The organism is Fusibacter bizertensis, from assembly GCF_029914245.1.
GTDB lineage: Bacteria > Bacillota > Clostridia > Peptostreptococcales > Acidaminobacteraceae > Fusibacter_C > Fusibacter_C bizertensis.
This window is the reverse complement of record NZ_JARYZI010000002.1, coordinates 19,753-38,695: the sequence shown is the minus strand read 5'-3', so window position 1 is coordinate 38,695 and position 18,943 is coordinate 19,753. Positions and strand designations below refer to the sequence as shown.

The window sequence follows — 18,943 nt, the reverse complement described above, 5'->3', positions numbered from 1 at the left end:
GTATATAACCATAAGTTACACACTATAGGAGGCAACATGAATAAAGAAGATATTTTGAAATTTTTAAAAGAACATGATGAAAAACCTTATTTGGAAATGGATTTGTTTACGGCGATGGGAATCGATCCAATTGATCGCTCGACATTTGTAGCAAACCTTGACGCACTAACAGATGAGTCGAAAATTATTAAGACTAAAAAAGGCAAATATGCCCTGCCTGAGTTTTTTCAAATCTATGTAGGAAAAGTACAGATCGCCATGAAGGGGTTTGGATTTGTTATCGTTGAAAATGTAGCGATGAGAGATATTTTTGTCCCTGCAAGTGCACTTGGTGGTGCGATGAATGGCGACCTTGTACAAGCCAAACTTACAAAAGTAGGTGGAGAAGATCAAAAGAGTGAAGGCGAGATCATCAAGATCGTCGATCGTGCTAATACCGAAATCGTAGGCACTTATGAAGAAAGCAAGAATTTCGGCTTTATAGTGCCTGATGATAAAAAGCTCAGAAAAGACATTTATGTTTCTAAAAGCCATACGCTTGGTGCAAAACAAGGCGATAAAGTCGTGGTTGAAATTAGCAAATGGCCTGAAGATCGCAGGAATCCAGAGGGTAAAATCGTAGAAATCCTTGGACAAACGGGTGAGCCTGGTGTAGATATATTATCGATTATCAGAACGTTTAAACTGCCAGAGGAGTTTAACCACAAAGTACTTGAAGAAGCTGAGAATATCCCAGTTGATGTAGATGAAGCTGTCATTTCAAAACGTGAAGACTTTAGAAAATACAGAGTTATCACCATAGATGGCAAAGATGCCAAAGACTTGGATGATGCTGTACACGTGGTCAAACTCGACAATGGCAATTTTGAACTTGGGGTGCATATCGCTGATGTTACCAACTATGTGAAAGAAAACTCTAAACTTGACAAAGAAGCACTAAAACGTGCGACAAGTGTCTATCTCCTTAACCGCGTGATTCCGATGCTCCCTGAGAGACTCTCTAACGGCATCTGTAGCCTTAACCCACAAGTAAACCGCCTTACACTATCTTGTATCATGGAGATCGATGGTAACGGCGACGTGGTGAAGCATCGCATCTGTGAGAGCGTGATCAACACAGTTGAGCGTATGAACTATGATGATGTATCTGACATCCTTGAAGATAAAGCAACGGCAGAACTTAAAACGCGTTACGCAGCTATTATAGATGACCTTGCAAATATGAAATTACTTGCTGCAAAACTTCGAGAGAAACGTCAAAGACGTGGATCGATAGATTTTGATTTTGCAGAAACTAAGATACAACTAGACGGTACGGGTAAACCGATCTTTATCGGTAAAGCAGAACGCCGTATCGGTCATAAAATTATAGAAGACTTTATGCTTGCTGCCAATGAAACTGTTGCAGAGCATATGTTTTGGCTTGAACTCCCATTTGTGTATCGTATCCATGAGATGCCAAGTCCAGAGAAGATAGAAGCACTTAACAAATTCCTGAACCACTTTGGCTACAAAGTGAAAGGCAATGTAGAAGAAGTACATCCTATGGCGATCAAATCACTGATCGACGAAGTGACAGGTAAAAAAGAGGAACACGTCATCAGCAAGATGACTTTACGTTCGCTTAAACAAGCGAAATACTCACCAAACAACGATGGTCACTTTGGACTTGCAGCGAAGTATTATTGCCACTTCACCTCACCAATTCGCCGTTATCCAGATCTTCAGATCCATAGGATTATCAAAGAGATGTTAGCGGGTAAACTTAGTGCAACGAGAATACAAGCCCTAAAAAAAATCGTGGATGAAGTATCGATCCAAAGTTCAGAGCGTGAGCGCAATGCAGAACTTGCTGAGCGTGAAGTAGACGATATGAAAATGGCAGAATACATGGTATCTCATGTTGGTGAGACATTTACAGGGATCATCTCATCTGTTACGACATTTGGTCTCTTTATAGAGCTTGAGAACACAGTAGAAGGCCTCATTCGTCTCACTGAATTAGATGATGATTACTATGTCTACGATGAACAAAGACTTCAACTTGTGGGTGAGAGAACACGTAAGATTTATGCACTTGGTGATGAGATCGAAGTAGTATGTTCTAAGGCAGATCCTGTACTTAGAGAGATTGATTTTGAACTTGCATAAGGTGATCGTATAAAATAAAATACACTAGAATCAACTTAAATGATTTTTTAAGTGGTACTAATATTTATTAAATTTGAAATAGGATTAAAGGTAAAGGTAATTTATGAAGAAAAAACTTATTGTAAGTGATATAGATGGCACACTTTTGATGAGTAACAAACACATCTCAGAAGTGACTAAAAAGCGCATCTTTGACCTGATAGATGCTGGGCATATATTTGCCATAGCAACAGGTCGGATGCATGGTGCTGGTAAGATTATTACACAAGAACTGGACTACGATGGATTTTTGATCTCTTGTAATGGTGCAGTGGTAAAGCATCTTAAAACAGGTGAAGTCATCCAGGCGATTGAACTTAAACCGGGGTTAGCACAAATGGTAAGTGAAGTGTGCGAGAAATATGGCGCATATTATCATCTTTATGATATGGATACTATCTATGCCAATAGCAACCGAAACCTCGCAAAGAAGTTTAGTGATGGGATGCCAGCACTCCCAGAGGCTTTTAAATTTAATGTGGTATTCCCTGAAAGTTTACCTGCATTAATCGGCAAGATGCCCATCTATAAGATCGGGCTATTCCATGAAAAACCTGAAGTATTTGAAGCCATCATGGCAGAGCTTAAGTTAATAGATGGTCTTGAAACGTGTAAATCACTGGAGACCTCATTTGATGTGATGGCGAAAGGTGTTTCTAAGGCCACTGGTATAGAAGCGTTACAAAAGTATTTTGATGTTCCACTTGAAGATGTCATCGCATTTGGGGACAATGAAAACGATATGGATATGATCACCTATGCTGGCGTAGGGGTTGCTATGTCAAATGCCATGGAAGCTTTAAAAGAAGTAGCTGATTTTGTTACAGTATCAAATGATGAGGATGGTTTGGTCTATGCACTGGACCGTCTACTCCATTAAATTTACATTACGGATACAGATTCGCATTGAAGCGTTCATAAACCTATGTTAGAATAATAAAGCAGCATAAAGTGAACACTTTGAAAGGAGGCATGTTATGGCCGAGATGAAGTTAATTGCACAAAACAAAAAAGCCTGGCATGATTTTTTCATAGAAGAAACTTATGAGGCAGGTATGGAACTGTTTGGAACAGAGGTAAAAGCCATCAGAGGTGGTAAGGCCAGTATCAAGGAATCTTATGCAGAGATCAAGAACGGCGAAGTCTTCGTAACGGGTATGAACATCACCCCTTATGATTTTGGCAATCGTTACAATCAAGATCCACTGAGAGTAAGGAAACTCTTGCTTCACAAACGTGAGATTGCTAAGTTACTTAACTTTACAACCAGAGAAGGTTATACACTTGTGCCACTTAAAGTCTACATCAACGAACGTGGACTTGTAAAAATGAGCATCGCAGTTGCAAAAGGTAAAAAGCTTTATGATAAGCGTGCTACCTTAGCGAAAAAAGATGCTGACAGACACATCCAGAAAACGCTTAAAGCGTACAATCAGTAACCCAACTAAGCAATTAGAATGACAGGTTATGAGTAGTGTCATACCTGAAATCAAACGCTTAATAGGGGGATGTACTGGTTTCGACAGGGATGAAGATCTAATGTAAGCGAGCCGTGGTTCTTGATCTGGGGTACACGTAAAAAAACTGGATCAAAAATATAAACGCAAACAATAATTACGCACTAGCTGCCTAATGGCAGTGTCACCCCAAAGCCTTATCTCAGCCGCTTTGGATGCTGACCAAAACCCTGCTGAGGTCCCCATCAAAGATGCTTTTCTAATCTAAATTGGCGGTACAATAGAAATAGCCCACGCTCCAGAGTGTCGATACTCGGGAGACACGGCGAAACCTAAATTATCGACTGCGCTCGGAGAAAGTGTTAGTGAATTGTTTTTGGACGAGGGTTCGACTCCCTCCATCTCCACCAATAAAAGAAAGGCCCATGCTTACGCATGGGTCTTTCTTTTATTGGCGAAGCTGGGAGTCGAACCCCATAGCCGAGAGATTCGACGAATCTCCAAGGGCGAAGGTGAGGCACAAAGAAGTTGCGTAAGCAATTTCGATTGCCGAACTCGAGCGTAGCGAGAGGTGCAGACACGTAGTGGCTGCTCGACTCCCGTGTAAATGCTGGAATAATGTAGGAAACTTTTCATATATCGGTGGAGATGGAGGGAGTCGAACGGACCGTTAAGAAAAATGTCCGGGGGACATTTTTTAGGCCCTGGCGTGAGAGCACCTGAGCCGCGCCAAAAGGCGGCGACGGTGCGGAGCGACTCCCGTGTGTAAGTGCTGGGGTAGTGTAGGTAACTTTTATATATTCGTCGAGATGGAGGGCGTGACGGGATGTTATATAGGTGGAAGTAATCAAATGATTCTAGATTAATTGTGACTCATCCAAGTCAAACGAAGTTTGCAAGCATCATTTTATTTTATACCGATATCGGAATAGTGTTTACAATATACCGATATCGGTATATTATATTTATAAGGGCGGTGACTTTATGAAGTATATGAGCGTAACTGAAGCAAGTATTAAATGGCAAATTAGCGATCGAAGGATACGCGTCCTGTGTTCAGAGGGGCGCATAGAAGGCGCTGTGAAGTTCGGCAGAAACTGGTCCATTCCACATGATGCAGTAAAACCAACTGATGCCAGAGTGATTCATATTAAATCATATAAAGGTATTGCATATGATTTTAGTAAAATAGATGAAATGAAAGCGAAGATTGATGATTATAGACCATTTTCAAAGCGATTGGCGGATTCTCTACATGAAAAACTAATTATTGAATGGACTTATAATAGCAATGCCATCGAAGGCAATACATTGACCCTATCCGAGACAAAAGTTGTGTTAGAAGGCATAACAATTGGGGGTAAAAGTGTTGTTGAACATTTAGAGGCAATCAATCACCGAGATGCAATTTTTTTTCTTGAAGAAATGATTGGGAATCATGAACAATTATCGGAATGGAAGATAAAAAATATCCATGGGCTCATATTAAAAGAAATCGATAATCAGAATGCTGGCAAATATAGAATGGAAAATGTAGTAATTGGTGGTGCTACTCACATTCCACCAAAGCACTATGAAGTTGATTTGTTGATGCAAAATTTAGTGATGGAATACAGAAACGATTGGAAGTCATTTCATCCAGTATTAAGAGCAACTTTACTTCATGGAGAGTTTGTAAAAATACACCCTTTTATTGATGGAAATGGAAGAACTTCAAGGTTACTTCTAAACTTCGAATTGATGCGAAGTGGTTATACACCGATTATCATAAGAAAAGAAAATAGAGCGCAGTATTATGAAGTGTTAGATCATGCACATACCACAATGGATTATCACCCATTTCTTGAGTTTGTTGCTAAATTGGTGGTTGAATCTGAAAAGTTATGGTTGTCACTCTTATAGGGTAACTTTAGTACTTGAATCGATACCAAATAACTACGCCAAATATGTGATTAAATTTTTGTACGGTTGAGTCAAAGACAACTATTACGTCATTGGCTTTTTAAGTGCTCGTGATATGATTTAAATAGAATATATCATCAGGAGGATGCTATGCTACATTTAGCGGAGAATTTAAAAAAACATCGTATATTAAAGAACCTTACACAAGAAGAGGTGGCGGAATATTTGAGAATTACACCACAGAGTGTTTCTAAATGGGAACGTGGAGAGTCGTATCCAGATATAACGCTTTTACCTGCACTGGCAAATATTTTTGAAACAAGTATTGATTTGTTAGTAGGCATGGATGCAATTCGGGCTGAAAAAACACGGTTTAACATTCATAAAAAAGCTGTTGAATATCAAAGAAAAGGAGATTATGATTCGGCTGAAAAAACATATCGTGATGCACTCTTGATTTATCCCAATAAACCAGGGATGATTTTAGGGCTTGCAAGTACGCTAGCACTAAAGGAAAATACAGATGAGGCGATCGAGCTTATGGAAAGAGGATTACCTATTTCCATCAATGAAAAGCAGAAATCTACTATGCGTGCAACTTTGTGTTTTTTATATTTGAAAGCGGGATCTATTGATAAAGCAAATAGATTGGCTTCTGAACTGCCTCATACAAGAGAAAGTCGAGAAGTAATTCAACCACTGGTTCAGCAAGATTTGTCGATAAGCGAGATTAATGAGAACATCAAACTTATTTTGCTTGGTGATGGAAAAAGTATTTGGTGATGGAAAAGGTATTTGATGAATGTTTAAAATTTCAGGTTGTATATAGGATTTTACGAACGGTGAAATCAATACCACCATTGCAAATGAAGCAATAATGCTAGCCTCAATTCCATAGTCGAAAAAAATTTTAAATTTAAATGGCATATAATTCGCATCTATTTAAGTTCAAAACATGATATAATTATATTAACAGCAATAAATACATCTTTGATCGGAGAAAAATGACCTTACAAACACAGCGATTAACACTTATAGCACTTTCAAGATTGGAACTTGAAACAGTACTTGAAGACATTGAAAAATTCACAAACTTAACTGGGATTGGTGTAGGTGACACCATAATTGATGAACATTTGCAATATGCTTTTGACGTACGACTAAAAAAAGTATTGGAAAATGAAATGAATTATCTATGGAATACAGTATGGATTGTTGCGTTGAAAGAACAAAAAACAATGATTGGGGCATTGATGATTAAAGGCGTTCCCGATGCAAAAGGTGACGTAATCGTTGGATATGGCATCGACAGTTCTTATCAGCGAAAAGGGTATGCTTCTGAAGGACTTAACGGGCTTAAAGATTGGATATTTAGTGACTCGAGCGTAAATGCCATTTTTGGTGATACGGATATCGATAATTACGCATCGCATAAAGTCCTCATCAATGCTGGAGCAGTTAACTTTTTAGAAAAAAATGACACGATTTGGTGGAAAATCAGTAGATAGTATTTAAAAAGCCCGCAAACCAAAATTGACTTTCAAAATTGGCGTGCGGGCTTTATATATGCTCAATCAACTTGATTATTTGTATTGCCTATAGTCTGTAGAATGCGCTTGTCAAATTTCGACTTGAAATACCAACTTAAAAGAATCATACCGACACCTATTACCATCACTGCTGTGCGTCTGATCGTGTCTGGGGAGTAAAAGGACGAGATCAAAAGACCTGTTCCAGAACCACTTAAAAAATCAAAGAGTTTTTTCTGAGCTGAACTATAAATCGTCCGATTTGTGTTTGATCCATGTGACTACCTCCTTATGTGAAAATTATAATACAATGCGTGAATTTTGTATTCTCCATAAAAAGCGAATTGATTAATTGACTGTAAAAGTGAATAAAAAGCCTGAAAACGGTTATAATTGATCTATCAGATTAAATCAATTGAAACGCGTAAATGACTATAATTGATCAAGGAGGAAACCATGAAAGCAATCCCATATATTTCGTTCAACGGCAACTGTGAAGAAGCAGTAACATTTTACCAATCCATCATAGGTGGTACAATCAGCATCATGAAATACAATGATCTTCCAGCAAGTGAAGAAATGCCAGTCAGTGATACTTGGCAAGACAAAATTATGCATAGCACTTTAACGTTTGAAGATGGCAATGTAATTTACTTTAGTGATACATGGGAACAATCACCTGTTAAATTTGGTAACTACTCAACGATCCACTTGGTTGTAACGTCTGCTAAAGACGTCTATGATTTTGTTGAAAAACTAGCAGAAGGTGGGGAGATCACTATGCCTGCAGATAGAACTTTCTGGAACTCAGTCTATGGTAATCTTGTTGACAAATTCGGCATCAGCTGGGGCATCGAATTCGAAATACCACAAGAAGCTTAAAAAAGTCGCTTCACAAAATACACGAAAGAATCTAGGTGCACACAATGGATAATATACCAATAATGCCAAAAAAGCCAAAAGTACCAAAAGCAAAAAAATTCGACATCATTGATGGTTTTACGATCAAATACCACGCAAACGGTGAGACGGTTTGGTCAAAAGGCAAAATCATAGATGGCGAACCCGACGGCTACTGGGAATGGTATCGACCAGACGGCACTTTGAAGCGCTCAGGTAACTTCAATCGTGGCAAACAGGTCGGCGAGTGGACAACCTATGATCAAAAGGGCAAAGTTTATAAGGTTACACAGGTTAAAGAACAATAATAGATATAGGCTTTACGATTTAAAAGTAATGAAAGTCCATGTATGAAGGCACAGCTGCCATCGTTTCATGGACTTTTTTTATTCATTTAAAACATTTTTATTGATTGTCATTTGAAGTGACTCAGTTAGGCGCTGTTGTTTAATTTTTTAAAGGCATGTACATGATAATGAGTAGTTTTATTAAGTGGTAAATGAAAAGAACTTATTTATGGGAAAGGTTTCTTTTTAAAGATTCATATGTCCCAGTGCAAATCCAGGAGTCGTGATCCGATTGGCGGATGGGTTTTAGGCCCATAGCTTTTGAAAATTTCAGCAAAGATTCTGTAATATTATCCGTGATAATTTTATCAAATATGCACCCGTCCTGTTCATAACTGTTATATATTTCTAAATAAGTACAAAGCAGTTTGCGCGCGATACCTCTGTTTAAGTGGTGTTTGTCAATGGCGAAACAACTTAAAAATAAGGCGTAAACAGGATGAGGGCCTGCTTCTTGAGTTATCGGGATAAGTATATCGTGCTTCGTTAAACGAGCATCGTTGAAAGTTCCATCAAGGATTTGCATATAAAGTGCTTCGCAAATAGGAAAGAGGTTCATAAATCCGACGAGTTGATCTGATTCGTATGCTGCGACGACACTATTTGGCCAGTGTAAATACCAAGTAAAGGCGATGTCTGCAGGTGCTATGAAATTGGCGGAATAATATTGCCGTTCAATTTTTTATTTACGAAGAAGTATATTCATAAATTGAGTGATGAGCAGTAATAAGTCTGAAGTTGATGTTTGGAATAATTTATGAGTAAGTAAATCTACTTTTAAAGCCAATATCATTTTCAAACATCGCTTAATTAAAAGTGATAACGGTGTTACATAAAATAAACTCATCAATTTCTTTTCGATATAAAGAAAGGTATAAGAGTAATTTCGTTTACTTTTCGGTATAAAAGCATTAACAATGATGTGGATTTTGTTGCATTAATTGGAAAATCAAGAATATACAATCAGGTCTCTTGTTTGCTAGCCTCTGATGAAACGATCGAAAATGAGTCGTAAAAACATACTTAAGTAGGTATCGCGCCTTGTTCAATCTGTGTATGCTGTAAATAAGTTATAAGCAATCTATTCAAAATTGGAAAGTAAAAAAACATTGATAGAGAAAGGAAGGAAAAATGATAAAAGTAAAACAATTTGGAGAAACCGTGGATGGTTACAACATATCTGTTTTAAACGAGAGGGAGATAAGGGCAGCGGCAGGAATACTATATTTACTTATGTTCTGGTCATGGATACTGGTTATTTTTAAAGATAATTACCTCCTGCTAAAGTATGCCAACATAATCTTCCTTGCAGATTTTAGCATACGCATATATGTTAGCCCTAGATATTCCCCATCATTAATAATCGGGCGTAAAATTGTCAGCAATCAAACACCTGAATATGTGGGGGCTGCACAAAAAAAATTTGCGTGGACAATCGGTTTGGTTTTATCAGCAACCATCTTCCTTTTACTGGTTGTACTGAATTCAGATAGCTTCATTAATTTTTTAGTTTGTCATACCTGCATGATTTTCTTATTCTTTGAATCTGCGTTTGGCATTTGTTTCGGGTGTAAGTTTTATTCGATGTTCTATAAAGAAAAAGCGCAATACTGCCCGGGTGAAATTTGTGATATAAAGGAAAAACAAGAGATTCAGAAAACGTCGTCACTACAACATGTTGTTGTTATTGTTTTTTTTGCATTAGTTATAACGGCGGCCATCCTGATCAATGATGGGTTTGGTGCAAAACCAACCTCTCTGTGGCTTATCGTGAAATCTGTTTTTTCAAATTAAGTATTTTTTTCATAAAAAAGCTATGGATACAAGCAATATTGCTGACTTGGCTGCCTTATTAGTATTAAAGGATATTATGCTCATAAACTTCGCCGTGCTATTTTAGAATTCTTTTCTGATTTTACAAATCTTGGTTGATTATTTTTTCATGGTGTTTGACCTAAAAAGTGGGTATTTTATATGAAATACTAGTCAAAGTAGAATATCCTTTAAGAATAAGATTAATCATTAGTAAAATAGTCAAATAATAGTTTTAGGAGGAAGACGATATGTCATTTCAAGCTTATATAGACAACATCACGATAAAAACCGGAAAGACACCAGATCAGATTAGGGAGCAAGCCCTTAGCCAAGGAATTATCACTGCGGATATGAAAGCGGCAGCATTTACTGATTGGCTAAAGAAAGAGTATCAACTTGGTCATGGTCATGCTATGGCGTTATGGAAGTATTTTATCGTTCATGAGTGGATCGTTACTAAATATTCTTCGATGTAATCAAATAACAGTAAAAATGATATTTTCGCATGCTCTCCTAGATTATTTAACTATTCAGTGTAATGAACATAGCATAGTACTTCAAGTTTAGAGCAGAGAAATCTGCTCTTTATTTACATATTAAAAAATTCAGTTTTCAAATTTTTATTGACGATTTTTCGGTTAATCATAAATTACTCAATGTCACATATGCATTGTGGACTTCACAAAGTCTTCACATAGCAAGAATATAATTTAAAAAAATAAAGTGATAAATCAATTATCATAGCATTTTGATAATTTTGCTGCATTTTAAATTTTGATTAAGAAAGGATGGAAAATCACATGTATAAAAAATTAATAAGTATTTTACTCATTGCACTTATTGTAACAAGTTGTAGTGTTAACACGAATGATAATGAAGTTCAGCAAGAAACAGTTAAGCAACAAACGGTTCAAGAAGTAACAGCAGAAAAAACAGAAAAAACAGATTCACCTGAGGCTGACGATCTTTCATTTAAGATTGTAGATACAGGACAGACAGTATGTTATGATGAAATGAATCAGATGAGTTCTTTTCCAAATCCAGGTGAAGATTATTATGGTCAAGATGCCCAACATGAAGGCTATCAACCAAGCTATACACTTAGTAGTGATGGAAAAACGGTCTATGATAATGTAACTGGACTCACATGGCAAAGTAGTCCAAATACAACCAATACGATACCTGTTTACGAGGATAAGAAAACCGTTGAAGAAGCACTAAGTGTGCCAGATGAATTAAATGCCATGGCATATGGTGGGTATACTGATTGGAGATTACCTACTATTAAAGAAATGTATTCTCTTATATTATTTAGTGGTAAGGATATCAGTGGTTATTCTGGAACTGACACATCTGTTTTAACACCATTTATTGATACTGATTATTTTAAATTCTCATATGGTGATATTGAAAAGGATGGTCGTTTACTAGAATCTCAATATTATTCAACGGCAACATTTATTAACAATCCTGGAGATAGAGGTTTCCAGAAACAATTTGGTGTAAATTTTGCTGATGGCAGAATCAAAGGTTACGATGTTGAGAGCCCTGAGGGTGAATTTAAGTTTTATGTGCAATGTGTTAGAGGAAATACAAGCTATGGCATTAATGATTTTGTTGATAATCAAGATAAAACAATAACAGATCAAGCGACTGGTTTGATGTGGAGTCAGTCAGATAGTGAAAAGGCTTTAACTTGGAAAGACGCTCTTAAATGGGTAGAGACAATGAACGCTGAAAATTATCTTGGATACAGCGACTGGCGATTACCTACAGTGAAAGAGTTACAAGGTATTGTCGATTATAACAATGCACCAGAATATAATGGTAAGCCTGCAATTGATACAGATTACTTTAATGTATCTTCTATAATCAATGAGCAAGGTGAAGAAGATTACCCGTATTTTTGGTCATCGACAACACATGTTTCTTATAGAAATAGCAGTATGGACAATATAGGAAATGCAGCTGCATATCAAACTTTTGGAAGGGCTTTAGGCTATTATGATAGAGAAGGCAGATGGATTGATGTTCATGGTGCAGGTGCTCAAAGAAGTGACCCTAAAAGCACCGATATGTCTAAGTACACGCTTGTAACAATAAACGGAATAGAGGGTTATTCCTTTGGACCTCAAGGCGATGCTGTTCGTGGATACAATTATGTAAGGCTTGTTCGAGATAAATAATATGTAATGTCCTCAACTAAAAGGAGTAGACAATGAAGATTCTTGTTATTGATGATGAATTAAATATGAGAAGACTGATTGGTGATTATTTACGCAATGAAGGGTTTGAAGTTATCGAAGGAAAGGATGGCTTTGACGGTGTTGATAAAATCATTCAACATCAGGACACAGATCTTGTTTTACTTGACGTTCGAATGCCTAAAATGGATGGCTATGAAACCTATGTAGAGATTCGAGAAATCAGCAATGTCCCTGTGATTTTTCTGACAGCATTGGATGAGGTCTATCATGAAGTAAAAGGACTGAAATTAGGTGCATATGATTACATCACAAAACCTTTTAGTTATGAGGTATTGATTGCAAGGGTTAATAATTGTCTCTTAAAAGTGAGAGAACAAACACCAGCAGTTATTGAAATAAATACGCTACTTATTAACCTATCAAATAGAGAGATATTAATTGAGGGTCAAAATATTGGTGTAACTCAGAAAGAATTCGAGGTAATCGCTTTGCTCGTTCATAACAAGAGCATAGTAATGGACAGAGGAAAGATTCTTGATCGTGTATGGGGGTATGACTATGATGGTGACCCAAGAACGGTTGATACGCACATCAAGACTTTAAGAGCCAAAATGTTACACTACGGTAAATTGATTAAAACCGTTAGGGGGGTAGGCTATTATTTTGAAATCGATTAGAGATTTATCAGTAAAGTATAAATTAATGCTAGGTTTTTCTGGCATTTTTTTGTTTCTTATTTTAATATTATTGTTTTTGAATCAACTCTTTGTTGATGATTACTTTATTTTTAGTAATACGCAAAAAATGATTAAAAATACTAGCATTATAACTGCCAAAAATCAGGTGGGTGATTATAATCGCGCAATCGAAAACATATCAAAGAGGACCGGTAGTACTGCGTACATTATTGATGACAATATGACAGTGATTTTTGGACCTGATAACCTTCAAATAGCCTTACTGCAAAGTGCAAACGAAAACGAAAATATTTTGCAGTTGGCTAAAGAAAATCCAAAAGGGTATTCAACAATAATTGGAAAAGGTGATTACGTAGATCAACGTCTGTTATATATTCGGGCTTTAGATAATGGGAATTTTGCTGTACTTATTAAAGCGTTAGGACTTATTGGTGAATCAAGGAATATTTTCACTGCATTCTTGAGTATGGCAAGTCTTTTTGTTTATATACTAAGTCTTATTATAATCTATCTGTATGCAGATCATTTTACAAAGCCAATTATGCAATTGCAAAAAATTGCAATAAAGATTGCTGATTTGAATTTCAATGAAAAGTTGACAATAACATCTGACGATGAAATAGGTTTGCTGAGTCAAAGTATGAATCAGATGGCTGAAGAATTAGATTCAAGCATTAAGAAACTCCATACAGCCAATGATTTATTAGCGCATGAACTAAGTAAAGAGAAGAGTCTTGAAAAAATGCGCAGGCAATTTGTTTCTGATGTATCTCATGAATTAAAAAATCCAATTAGTATGATTATGGGGTATGCAGATGGTCTTGTAAGGGGTCTGCCCAAAAGTGAAACTGACAAAGCTTATTATGCGCGTGTTATCTTTGAAGAAGGTAATAAAATGAGTACTTTGGTTAAGGACTTGTTAGATTTATCAAGTTATAATTCTGGAACCCTAACGATGCATATGGAAACCATTCAATTAAGCGGTTTACTAAGAGAATACTTAGAGCGCTTTTTAAAAATTCAAAAGGAGAAATCAGTACAGTTAAATATAGATTTAAACGATGACATATATGTGAGTGCAGATCCTTTACGATTAGGACAAGTCATTACGAATCTTTTTGACAATGCATTTAAACATGTAAATGATAATGGTCGCATACGTATTTCTATGACACCTCATGAGGATAAAATAGAAGTGATGATCGCAAATACAGGTGATTTAATACCTCAAGATAAGGTTAACGATATTTGGGAAAGTTTTTATCAAATAGATACGGATACAAGTGGCAATGGACTTGGCCTAGCGATTGTAAAAAGTATTATGGAAATGCATGGTGGATTGGTGGATGTCATTGTTGAGGAAGACATGAATTGTTTTCGATTTTTTTTAGAACGCATAAACATATAAATTGATAAAATTATTTTCTCAAATGTGGGGTATAATGTGAGTACAACAAATTAGGGGGAATATTATGGAAAAATCGAAGCTACGCAAGGGGATTATGCGTCTATTTAAACTCATCTTAGCGATTATAGGCATTGGTATATTAGGATTTGCAGGACTTATCGTGTACTTGATGATCACAGATTATAGACCTGATGAAATAACATCTGTAGAAACATTGGGATCATCAGATGTGAAATTGTCAATAAATGAGCCTGTGAGTGTTATGACATGGAACATCGGATATGCTGGCCTAGGAAAAGAAGAAGATTTCTTTATGGACGGTGGCACAAAACCAAAACCAGACAGTGAAGATATGGTAAGGCAATACTTGGATGGCATCCAATCAACATTGCGTGAGCATACAACTGATATAGTCATGATTCAGGAAATTGATAGGAATTCATCTCGGACGTACTATTTAGATGAATATGATGTAATTAATAACAATTCAGTAGATCAAGACTACGCTTTTGCCTACAATTATAAGGTTAAGTTCGTGCCAGTCCCAATCCCTCCACTTGGAAAAGTTGAGGCAGGACAAGCAACTTATAGTAAATATAATATAAAGTCATCTTCAAGATACTCTCTACCTGGACAATACGCATTTCCAAAATACCTAGTCATGTTGGATCGATGTCTTTTAGTGAACAGGGTTGAGGTAGAAGGAACTGATGGTGAGCTGGTATTAATCAATGCGCATTTTTCAGCTTATGATGATGGGTCTATTCGATCGCAACAGATGGCTTATGTGAAAGAATTGATACAAAAAGAGTATGCCCTAGGAAACTATGTTGTGTTAGGGGGAGACTGGAATCAAACCTTTGATTATGTGGATGATTCTAAATATCCTCTTTTTGAGAACGGCGCCATGTACACACCTTACAAGATTTCAAGTGATTGGCTGTTGCCAGATTGGAAATGGGGCGGTAATACAAATGCACCAACCTATCGATTGTTAAATGCGCCTTATGAAGAAGGCGTAACACAAATTGGAATCATCGATGGGTTCCTTGTTTCGCCAAATGTGGATATGATTAAGGCTGAGATTTTAGATTTAGGATTTGAAAATTCAGATCACAACCCTGTGGTAATGTCATTTGAATTGAAAAAGTAGATTTTCTTGTGTTATGTAGCGTGAATTGTTATAATTCTACTGACAAATGCAGCTAGAAACACCAAGCGCTATCTAGCGAGAAGAAAGGAAAAAGAATGACTGAATTATTAGCGCCAGCAGGAAATATGGAAGCTTTAAAAGCTGCTATTTCTAATGGTTGTGATGCAATATACTTAGGAATGCAAAAATTTGGTGCACGTGCATACTCTTCTAATTTTGACTTAGAATCGTTAAAAGAGGCCGTTATGTATGCACACCTAAGGAATGTAAAAATCTATGTGACCATGAACACCATTGTATTCGAAAACGAAACCCAAGAGATGAAAGAGCAGATGCGTGAGTTAAATGATATAGGTGTGGATGGCATAATTGTCCAAGACCTAGCTGCTCTTGATTATATAGTGAATAACTTTTTGGATATGGAAGCACATTGTTCCACTCAGATGGGAATAGACGATTTAGACGGTACGCTATTATTTAAAGAACTAGGCGCCAAAAGAGTTGTACTTTCCCGTGAGGTTGAGATTGAAAAAGTAAAAGAGATCAAAAGAGTTGCTAAAATACCACTGGAGATTTTTGTACACGGTGCTTTATGTGTCTCTTATTCTGGCAATTGTTTGATGTCAGGGTTAATTGGTTATCGGAGCGGAAATCGCGGAAGATGTGTTGGTTCATGCCGTAAGGAATATGAACTAGTGGATAAGACAACTAACACGGTGATAGATAAAAACTATATTCTATCTACAAAGGACTTAAACACCATTGAACATATTGAAGATTTAAAAGAAATTGATTCTTTAAAAATAGAAGGTCGAATGAAAGAGCCTGCGTATGTTGCAAATGTTGTATCAAAATATCGCAAAGCGCTAGATCATAAAATTACTGAAGAAGATAAAGCTGATTTGAGCAAGACATTTAATAGAACCTTTACAAAAGGCTATCTATTTCACGAAGATCCAAAAGATATTACAAACATTTTGAGACCTAATAACGTTGGTTATGAAATCGGTAGAATCAGCAAAATTATCAAAGACACATATGAAATAACACTTTCAAGTCCTTTAAATCAAAATGATATCATTAGAATTAGTCATAACGGTGAAGATGTTATTTTAAATGTTGTAAAACTATACGACAAAGATGACAATCTGATCAACAAAGCTGAAGATATCTGTTATATCAAAGTTAAAGAAAAATTATCTAAGGGCGATTTAGTCTATATCACTAAAGATTATGGCTATTATAAAACTTTAGATGCATCACTTGAAAAAGAGTTTAAACATTTTCCTCTGGATGTTAAAGTATATGCTTATCCTGATTCGAAGCTAGTCATTGAAGCGAAAGGGTTAGGCGTTGATTACCTATATGAAGGTGAGGAAATATTAGGCATAGCCATTAATAATCCAACCACAAAAGAGCAGGTCATAAAGCAATTTGCAAGACTAGGTGATACGATATTCGAACTAAATCAAGTCGAGTACGAGGAGTTTGGCGCTTATATCCCTGCTAAACTTTTAAATGCAGCAAGAAGAGATGTTGTACAGGGGTTATATGATTTAAAGATAAACAGTCAAAAGAAAAGAACCAAGGCTTTAAAACCTAAAGAGAAAATAAGTTTTGCTCCTCAAAAACCGTACTTTACAGCCACTGTAACGACTCAAGAGCAATATGATGCTTGTGTAAGTGGTGGTATAAAGGAAATTTATTTTGAAAACGTCATTAGAAGAAATCAAATTGAATATAAGGATAAAGAAGGTGGGCTACTCATCGGAGGCTATGGTGGCATCTATCACTACAAAGAGTCGAATCCATTTGTTACGGACTACTCTCTTAATGTTGTCAATGCAACGAGCTGCTATGAACTCTATAGATTAGGGGCAAAACGTATCACTTTATCCTATGAGCTCAATAAAGGACAAATTGAAGATTTGATAAATGCCTATCATGAAGAGAACGACGGTTATCCAGCACTTGAAATGATCGTATATGGCAAGGCACCTATGATGTTTACTAAATACTGCCCACTTAAAAAAATGGGCCAGTGTGGCCATTGCAAAACAAATAGTTACGAGCTTAAAGATGAACATGGGTCTTTTCCAATTATGACACATGAGGATTGTACGGTAACCATCCTCAACGGGAAAACGCTTAATCTTTTAGATGAGCTTGAAAGCATAAAAGGAATCGAGGCATTTAGATTAAACTTCACATTGGAATCAAAAGACCAAGTTACAAAAGTCATCAACAATGCCTTTGATAAACTTGGTGGTGAAGTAAATAAGTCTGTCTTTAATCCTGACACAGACACAAGAGGACACTTTAATAAAGAGATTATCTAAAGTAATCTTAGGGTAATCTCAACACAATAATTAACTCCTTAAATCTATTAAAAGTAATAGGTTTAGGGAGTTTTTCTAAATATGTTTTTGATCCAAAATATTGTCCTTACTGCAATGTAAAACTAAAAGAATAAATCTTTCACGGAAGGAAAAGCTAATGACACAAGAGAAAAAACATGATGAAGTATACAAAATTTTAAAAGAAAGTGGTGCTGAAGGTTGGGGTGGTACCACTGGTCAATCAAGGCAATCTTCATGGAGCAAGATACTGAAAGAAGTTTTTGATAAAATCAAATTAAGTGGTAATAAAGTGCTAGAATTAGGTGCTGGTGCAGGAGATGCTTCTATTATATTGGCGCAACAAGGATTCGAAGTTACTGGTGTTGAATTTTCTAAAACTGCTGTAAAGTGGGCGAAGGAAAAAGCGGAAAATTTAAATTTGAAAATAAGGTTTTTATATAGTGATGTAACGGATAATGAACTCTTAGTTGGCGAAGTCTTTGATTTCATATTAGATGGCAATTGCCTTCACTGTCTATTTGGTGACCAAAGGGTACAGTTTTATGAAAATGTGAAACGCTTATTGGCTACCGGAGGATATCTATATATTAGTTCAGTGATAAAAAAGCATCAAGATGATATGCCTACAAGGGTTGGACCACTTGATAGATATTTTATAACTCAAGAAGAACTTAAAGATGAGATAGAAAAGACGGGCATGAATTTAATGGATTATTGGGTCTATGAACGCGAAAATCATAGTCATTTTTGTGGCATTATTTCAAATTAAGGTCATATCAGTTATAAATTGTTTCAATTGAAAGCTTTTGAAGCGCATAAGAGTTTATAGATGGCAATGTATCTAAATTGTAAACTTTTTTCTTTATCATTGACAATATAAAGGTTACCCTCTAGAATAAACATAGACCCCCTAGGTAGGGGGGGTAAACAAAAGCAAAAGGAACTTCAGAGTGAGTTACCTTTGATTTCCCTAAAAA

General features: G+C 36.3%; 16 protein-coding genes and 1 other RNA gene. All 17 read left to right on the top strand.

The genetic code is table 11. The features are described from left to right. Positions 1 to 36: 36 nt before the first annotated feature. The 17 genes from rnr (at position 37) to QE109_RS03445 (ending at position 18,735) form a co-directional block, all read left to right on the top strand. Positions 37 to 2,151, top strand: coding sequence for a ribonuclease R (rnr, locus tag QE109_RS03525; RefSeq protein ID WP_281093015.1), 2,115 nt, complete (start codon positions 37 to 39; stop codon positions 2,149 to 2,151). A 103-nt stretch (positions 2,152 to 2,254) separates the two neighbouring features. Beyond that, on the top strand, positions 2,255 to 3,070 hold the full coding sequence (locus QE109_RS03520) for a Cof-type HAD-IIB family hydrolase (protein ID WP_281093014.1): 816 nt from the start codon (positions 2,255 to 2,257) through the stop codon (positions 3,068 to 3,070). Between the two features lie 97 nt (positions 3,071 to 3,167). After that, entirely contained in the window at positions 3,168 to 3,629 is a 462-nt protein-coding gene (smpB, locus tag QE109_RS03515) for an SsrA-binding protein SmpB (RefSeq protein WP_281093013.1), read from the top strand. A 65-nt stretch (positions 3,630 to 3,694) separates the two neighbouring features. Then, positions 3,695 to 4,057, top strand: a transfer-messenger RNA (tmRNA) gene (gene ssrA, locus QE109_RS03510). Positions 4,058 to 4,631: 574 nt separating this feature from the next. Then, positions 4,632 to 5,549, top strand: coding sequence for a Fic family protein (locus tag QE109_RS03505; RefSeq protein ID WP_281093012.1), 918 nt, complete (start codon positions 4,632 to 4,634; stop codon positions 5,547 to 5,549). Positions 5,550 to 5,699: 150 nt separating this feature from the next. Next, a complete protein-coding gene (locus QE109_RS03500; RefSeq protein ID WP_281093011.1) occupies positions 5,700 to 6,332 on the top strand; it encodes a helix-turn-helix domain-containing protein in 633 nt (210 codons plus the stop codon). 221 nt (positions 6,333 to 6,553) lie between these two features. Continuing rightward, the gene (locus QE109_RS03495) at positions 6,554 to 7,057 is read left to right on the top strand and encodes a GNAT family N-acetyltransferase (protein ID WP_281093010.1); all 504 of its coding nucleotides are present in this window, start codon (positions 6,554 to 6,556) and stop codon (positions 7,055 to 7,057) included. Between the two features lie 477 nt (positions 7,058 to 7,534). Then, positions 7,535 to 7,960 carry a VOC family protein gene (locus QE109_RS03490; protein WP_281093009.1) on the top strand — a complete coding sequence of 142 codons (426 nt, stop codon included), beginning with the start codon at positions 7,535 to 7,537 and terminating at the stop codon, positions 7,958 to 7,960. Positions 7,961 to 8,004: 44 nt separating this feature from the next. Further along, complete coding sequence (locus QE109_RS03485) at positions 8,005 to 8,286, top strand: toxin-antitoxin system YwqK family antitoxin (protein ID WP_281093008.1); 282 nt, start codon at positions 8,005 to 8,007, stop codon at positions 8,284 to 8,286. Positions 8,287 to 9,456: 1,170 nt separating this feature from the next. After that, positions 9,457 to 10,119: a DUF4395 domain-containing protein gene (locus QE109_RS03480; RefSeq protein WP_281093007.1), complete on the top strand. Its 663-nt coding sequence runs from the start codon at positions 9,457 to 9,459 to the stop codon at positions 10,117 to 10,119. A 269-nt stretch (positions 10,120 to 10,388) separates the two neighbouring features. After that, a complete protein-coding gene (locus QE109_RS03475; protein ID WP_281093006.1) occupies positions 10,389 to 10,616 on the top strand; it encodes a DUF4287 domain-containing protein in 228 nt (75 codons plus the stop codon). Positions 10,617 to 10,940: 324 nt separating this feature from the next. Beyond that, the gene (locus QE109_RS03470; protein WP_281093005.1) at positions 10,941 to 12,326 is read left to right on the top strand and encodes an Lcl C-terminal domain-containing protein; all 1,386 of its coding nucleotides are present in this window, start codon (positions 10,941 to 10,943) and stop codon (positions 12,324 to 12,326) included. Between the two features lie 32 nt (positions 12,327 to 12,358). Next, entirely contained in the window at positions 12,359 to 13,024 is a 666-nt protein-coding gene (locus QE109_RS03465; RefSeq protein ID WP_281093004.1) for a response regulator transcription factor, read from the top strand. A gap of 127 nt (positions 13,025 to 13,151) precedes the next feature. After that, positions 13,152 to 14,453, top strand: a complete 1,302-nt coding sequence (locus QE109_RS03460; RefSeq protein WP_281093003.1) for an ATP-binding protein — start codon at positions 13,152 to 13,154, stop codon at positions 14,451 to 14,453. A gap of 64 nt (positions 14,454 to 14,517) precedes the next feature. Next, entirely contained in the window at positions 14,518 to 15,606 is a 1,089-nt protein-coding gene (locus QE109_RS03455; RefSeq protein ID WP_281093002.1) for an endonuclease/exonuclease/phosphatase family protein, read from the top strand. A gap of 95 nt (positions 15,607 to 15,701) precedes the next feature. Then, positions 15,702 to 17,945 (top strand): U32 family peptidase, encoded by a 2,244-nt coding sequence (locus QE109_RS03450; RefSeq protein ID WP_281093001.1) that lies wholly within the window; start codon positions 15,702 to 15,704, stop codon positions 17,943 to 17,945. A gap of 157 nt (positions 17,946 to 18,102) precedes the next feature. After that, positions 18,103 to 18,735: a class I SAM-dependent methyltransferase gene (locus QE109_RS03445; RefSeq protein ID WP_281093000.1), complete on the top strand. Its 633-nt coding sequence runs from the start codon at positions 18,103 to 18,105 to the stop codon at positions 18,733 to 18,735. Positions 18,736 to 18,943 lie beyond the last annotated feature (208 nt).

Bases quoted from the DNA above. Each gene is read 5' to 3' on its own strand.
- QE109_RS03470 (WP_281093005.1), top strand. From the start codon at position 10,941: ATGTATAAAAAATTAATAAGTATTTTACTCATTGCACTTATTGTAACA.
- QE109_RS03480 (WP_281093007.1), top strand. From the start codon at position 9,457: ATGATAAAAGTAAAACAATTTGGAGAAACCGTGGATGGTTACAACATA.
- QE109_RS03455 (WP_281093002.1), top strand. From the start codon at position 14,518: ATGGAAAAATCGAAGCTACGCAAGGGGATTATGCGTCTATTTAAACTC.
- QE109_RS03450 (WP_281093001.1), top strand. From the start codon at position 15,702: ATGACTGAATTATTAGCGCCAGCAGGAAATATGGAAGCTTTAAAAGCT.
- QE109_RS03500 (WP_281093011.1), top strand. From the start codon at position 5,700: ATGCTACATTTAGCGGAGAATTTAAAAAAACATCGTATATTAAAGAAC.
- rnr (WP_281093015.1), top strand. From the start codon at position 37: ATGAATAAAGAAGATATTTTGAAATTTTTAAAAGAACATGATGAAAAA.
- smpB (WP_281093013.1), top strand. From the start codon at position 3,168: ATGGCCGAGATGAAGTTAATTGCACAAAACAAAAAAGCCTGGCATGAT.
- QE109_RS03520 (WP_281093014.1), top strand. From the start codon at position 2,255: ATGAAGAAAAAACTTATTGTAAGTGATATAGATGGCACACTTTTGATG.
- QE109_RS03490 (WP_281093009.1), top strand. From the start codon at position 7,535: ATGAAAGCAATCCCATATATTTCGTTCAACGGCAACTGTGAAGAAGCA.
- QE109_RS03495 (WP_281093010.1), top strand. From the start codon at position 6,554: ATGACCTTACAAACACAGCGATTAACACTTATAGCACTTTCAAGATTG.
- QE109_RS03485 (WP_281093008.1), top strand. From the start codon at position 8,005: ATGGATAATATACCAATAATGCCAAAAAAGCCAAAAGTACCAAAAGCA.
- QE109_RS03460 (WP_281093003.1), top strand. From the start codon at position 13,152: ATGATTAAAAATACTAGCATTATAACTGCCAAAAATCAGGTGGGTGAT.
- QE109_RS03475 (WP_281093006.1), top strand. From the start codon at position 10,389: ATGTCATTTCAAGCTTATATAGACAACATCACGATAAAAACCGGAAAG.
- QE109_RS03445 (WP_281093000.1), top strand. From the start codon at position 18,103: ATGACACAAGAGAAAAAACATGATGAAGTATACAAAATTTTAAAAGAA.
- QE109_RS03465 (WP_281093004.1), top strand. From the start codon at position 12,359: ATGAAGATTCTTGTTATTGATGATGAATTAAATATGAGAAGACTGATT.
- QE109_RS03505 (WP_281093012.1), top strand. From the start codon at position 4,632: ATGAAGTATATGAGCGTAACTGAAGCAAGTATTAAATGGCAAATTAGC.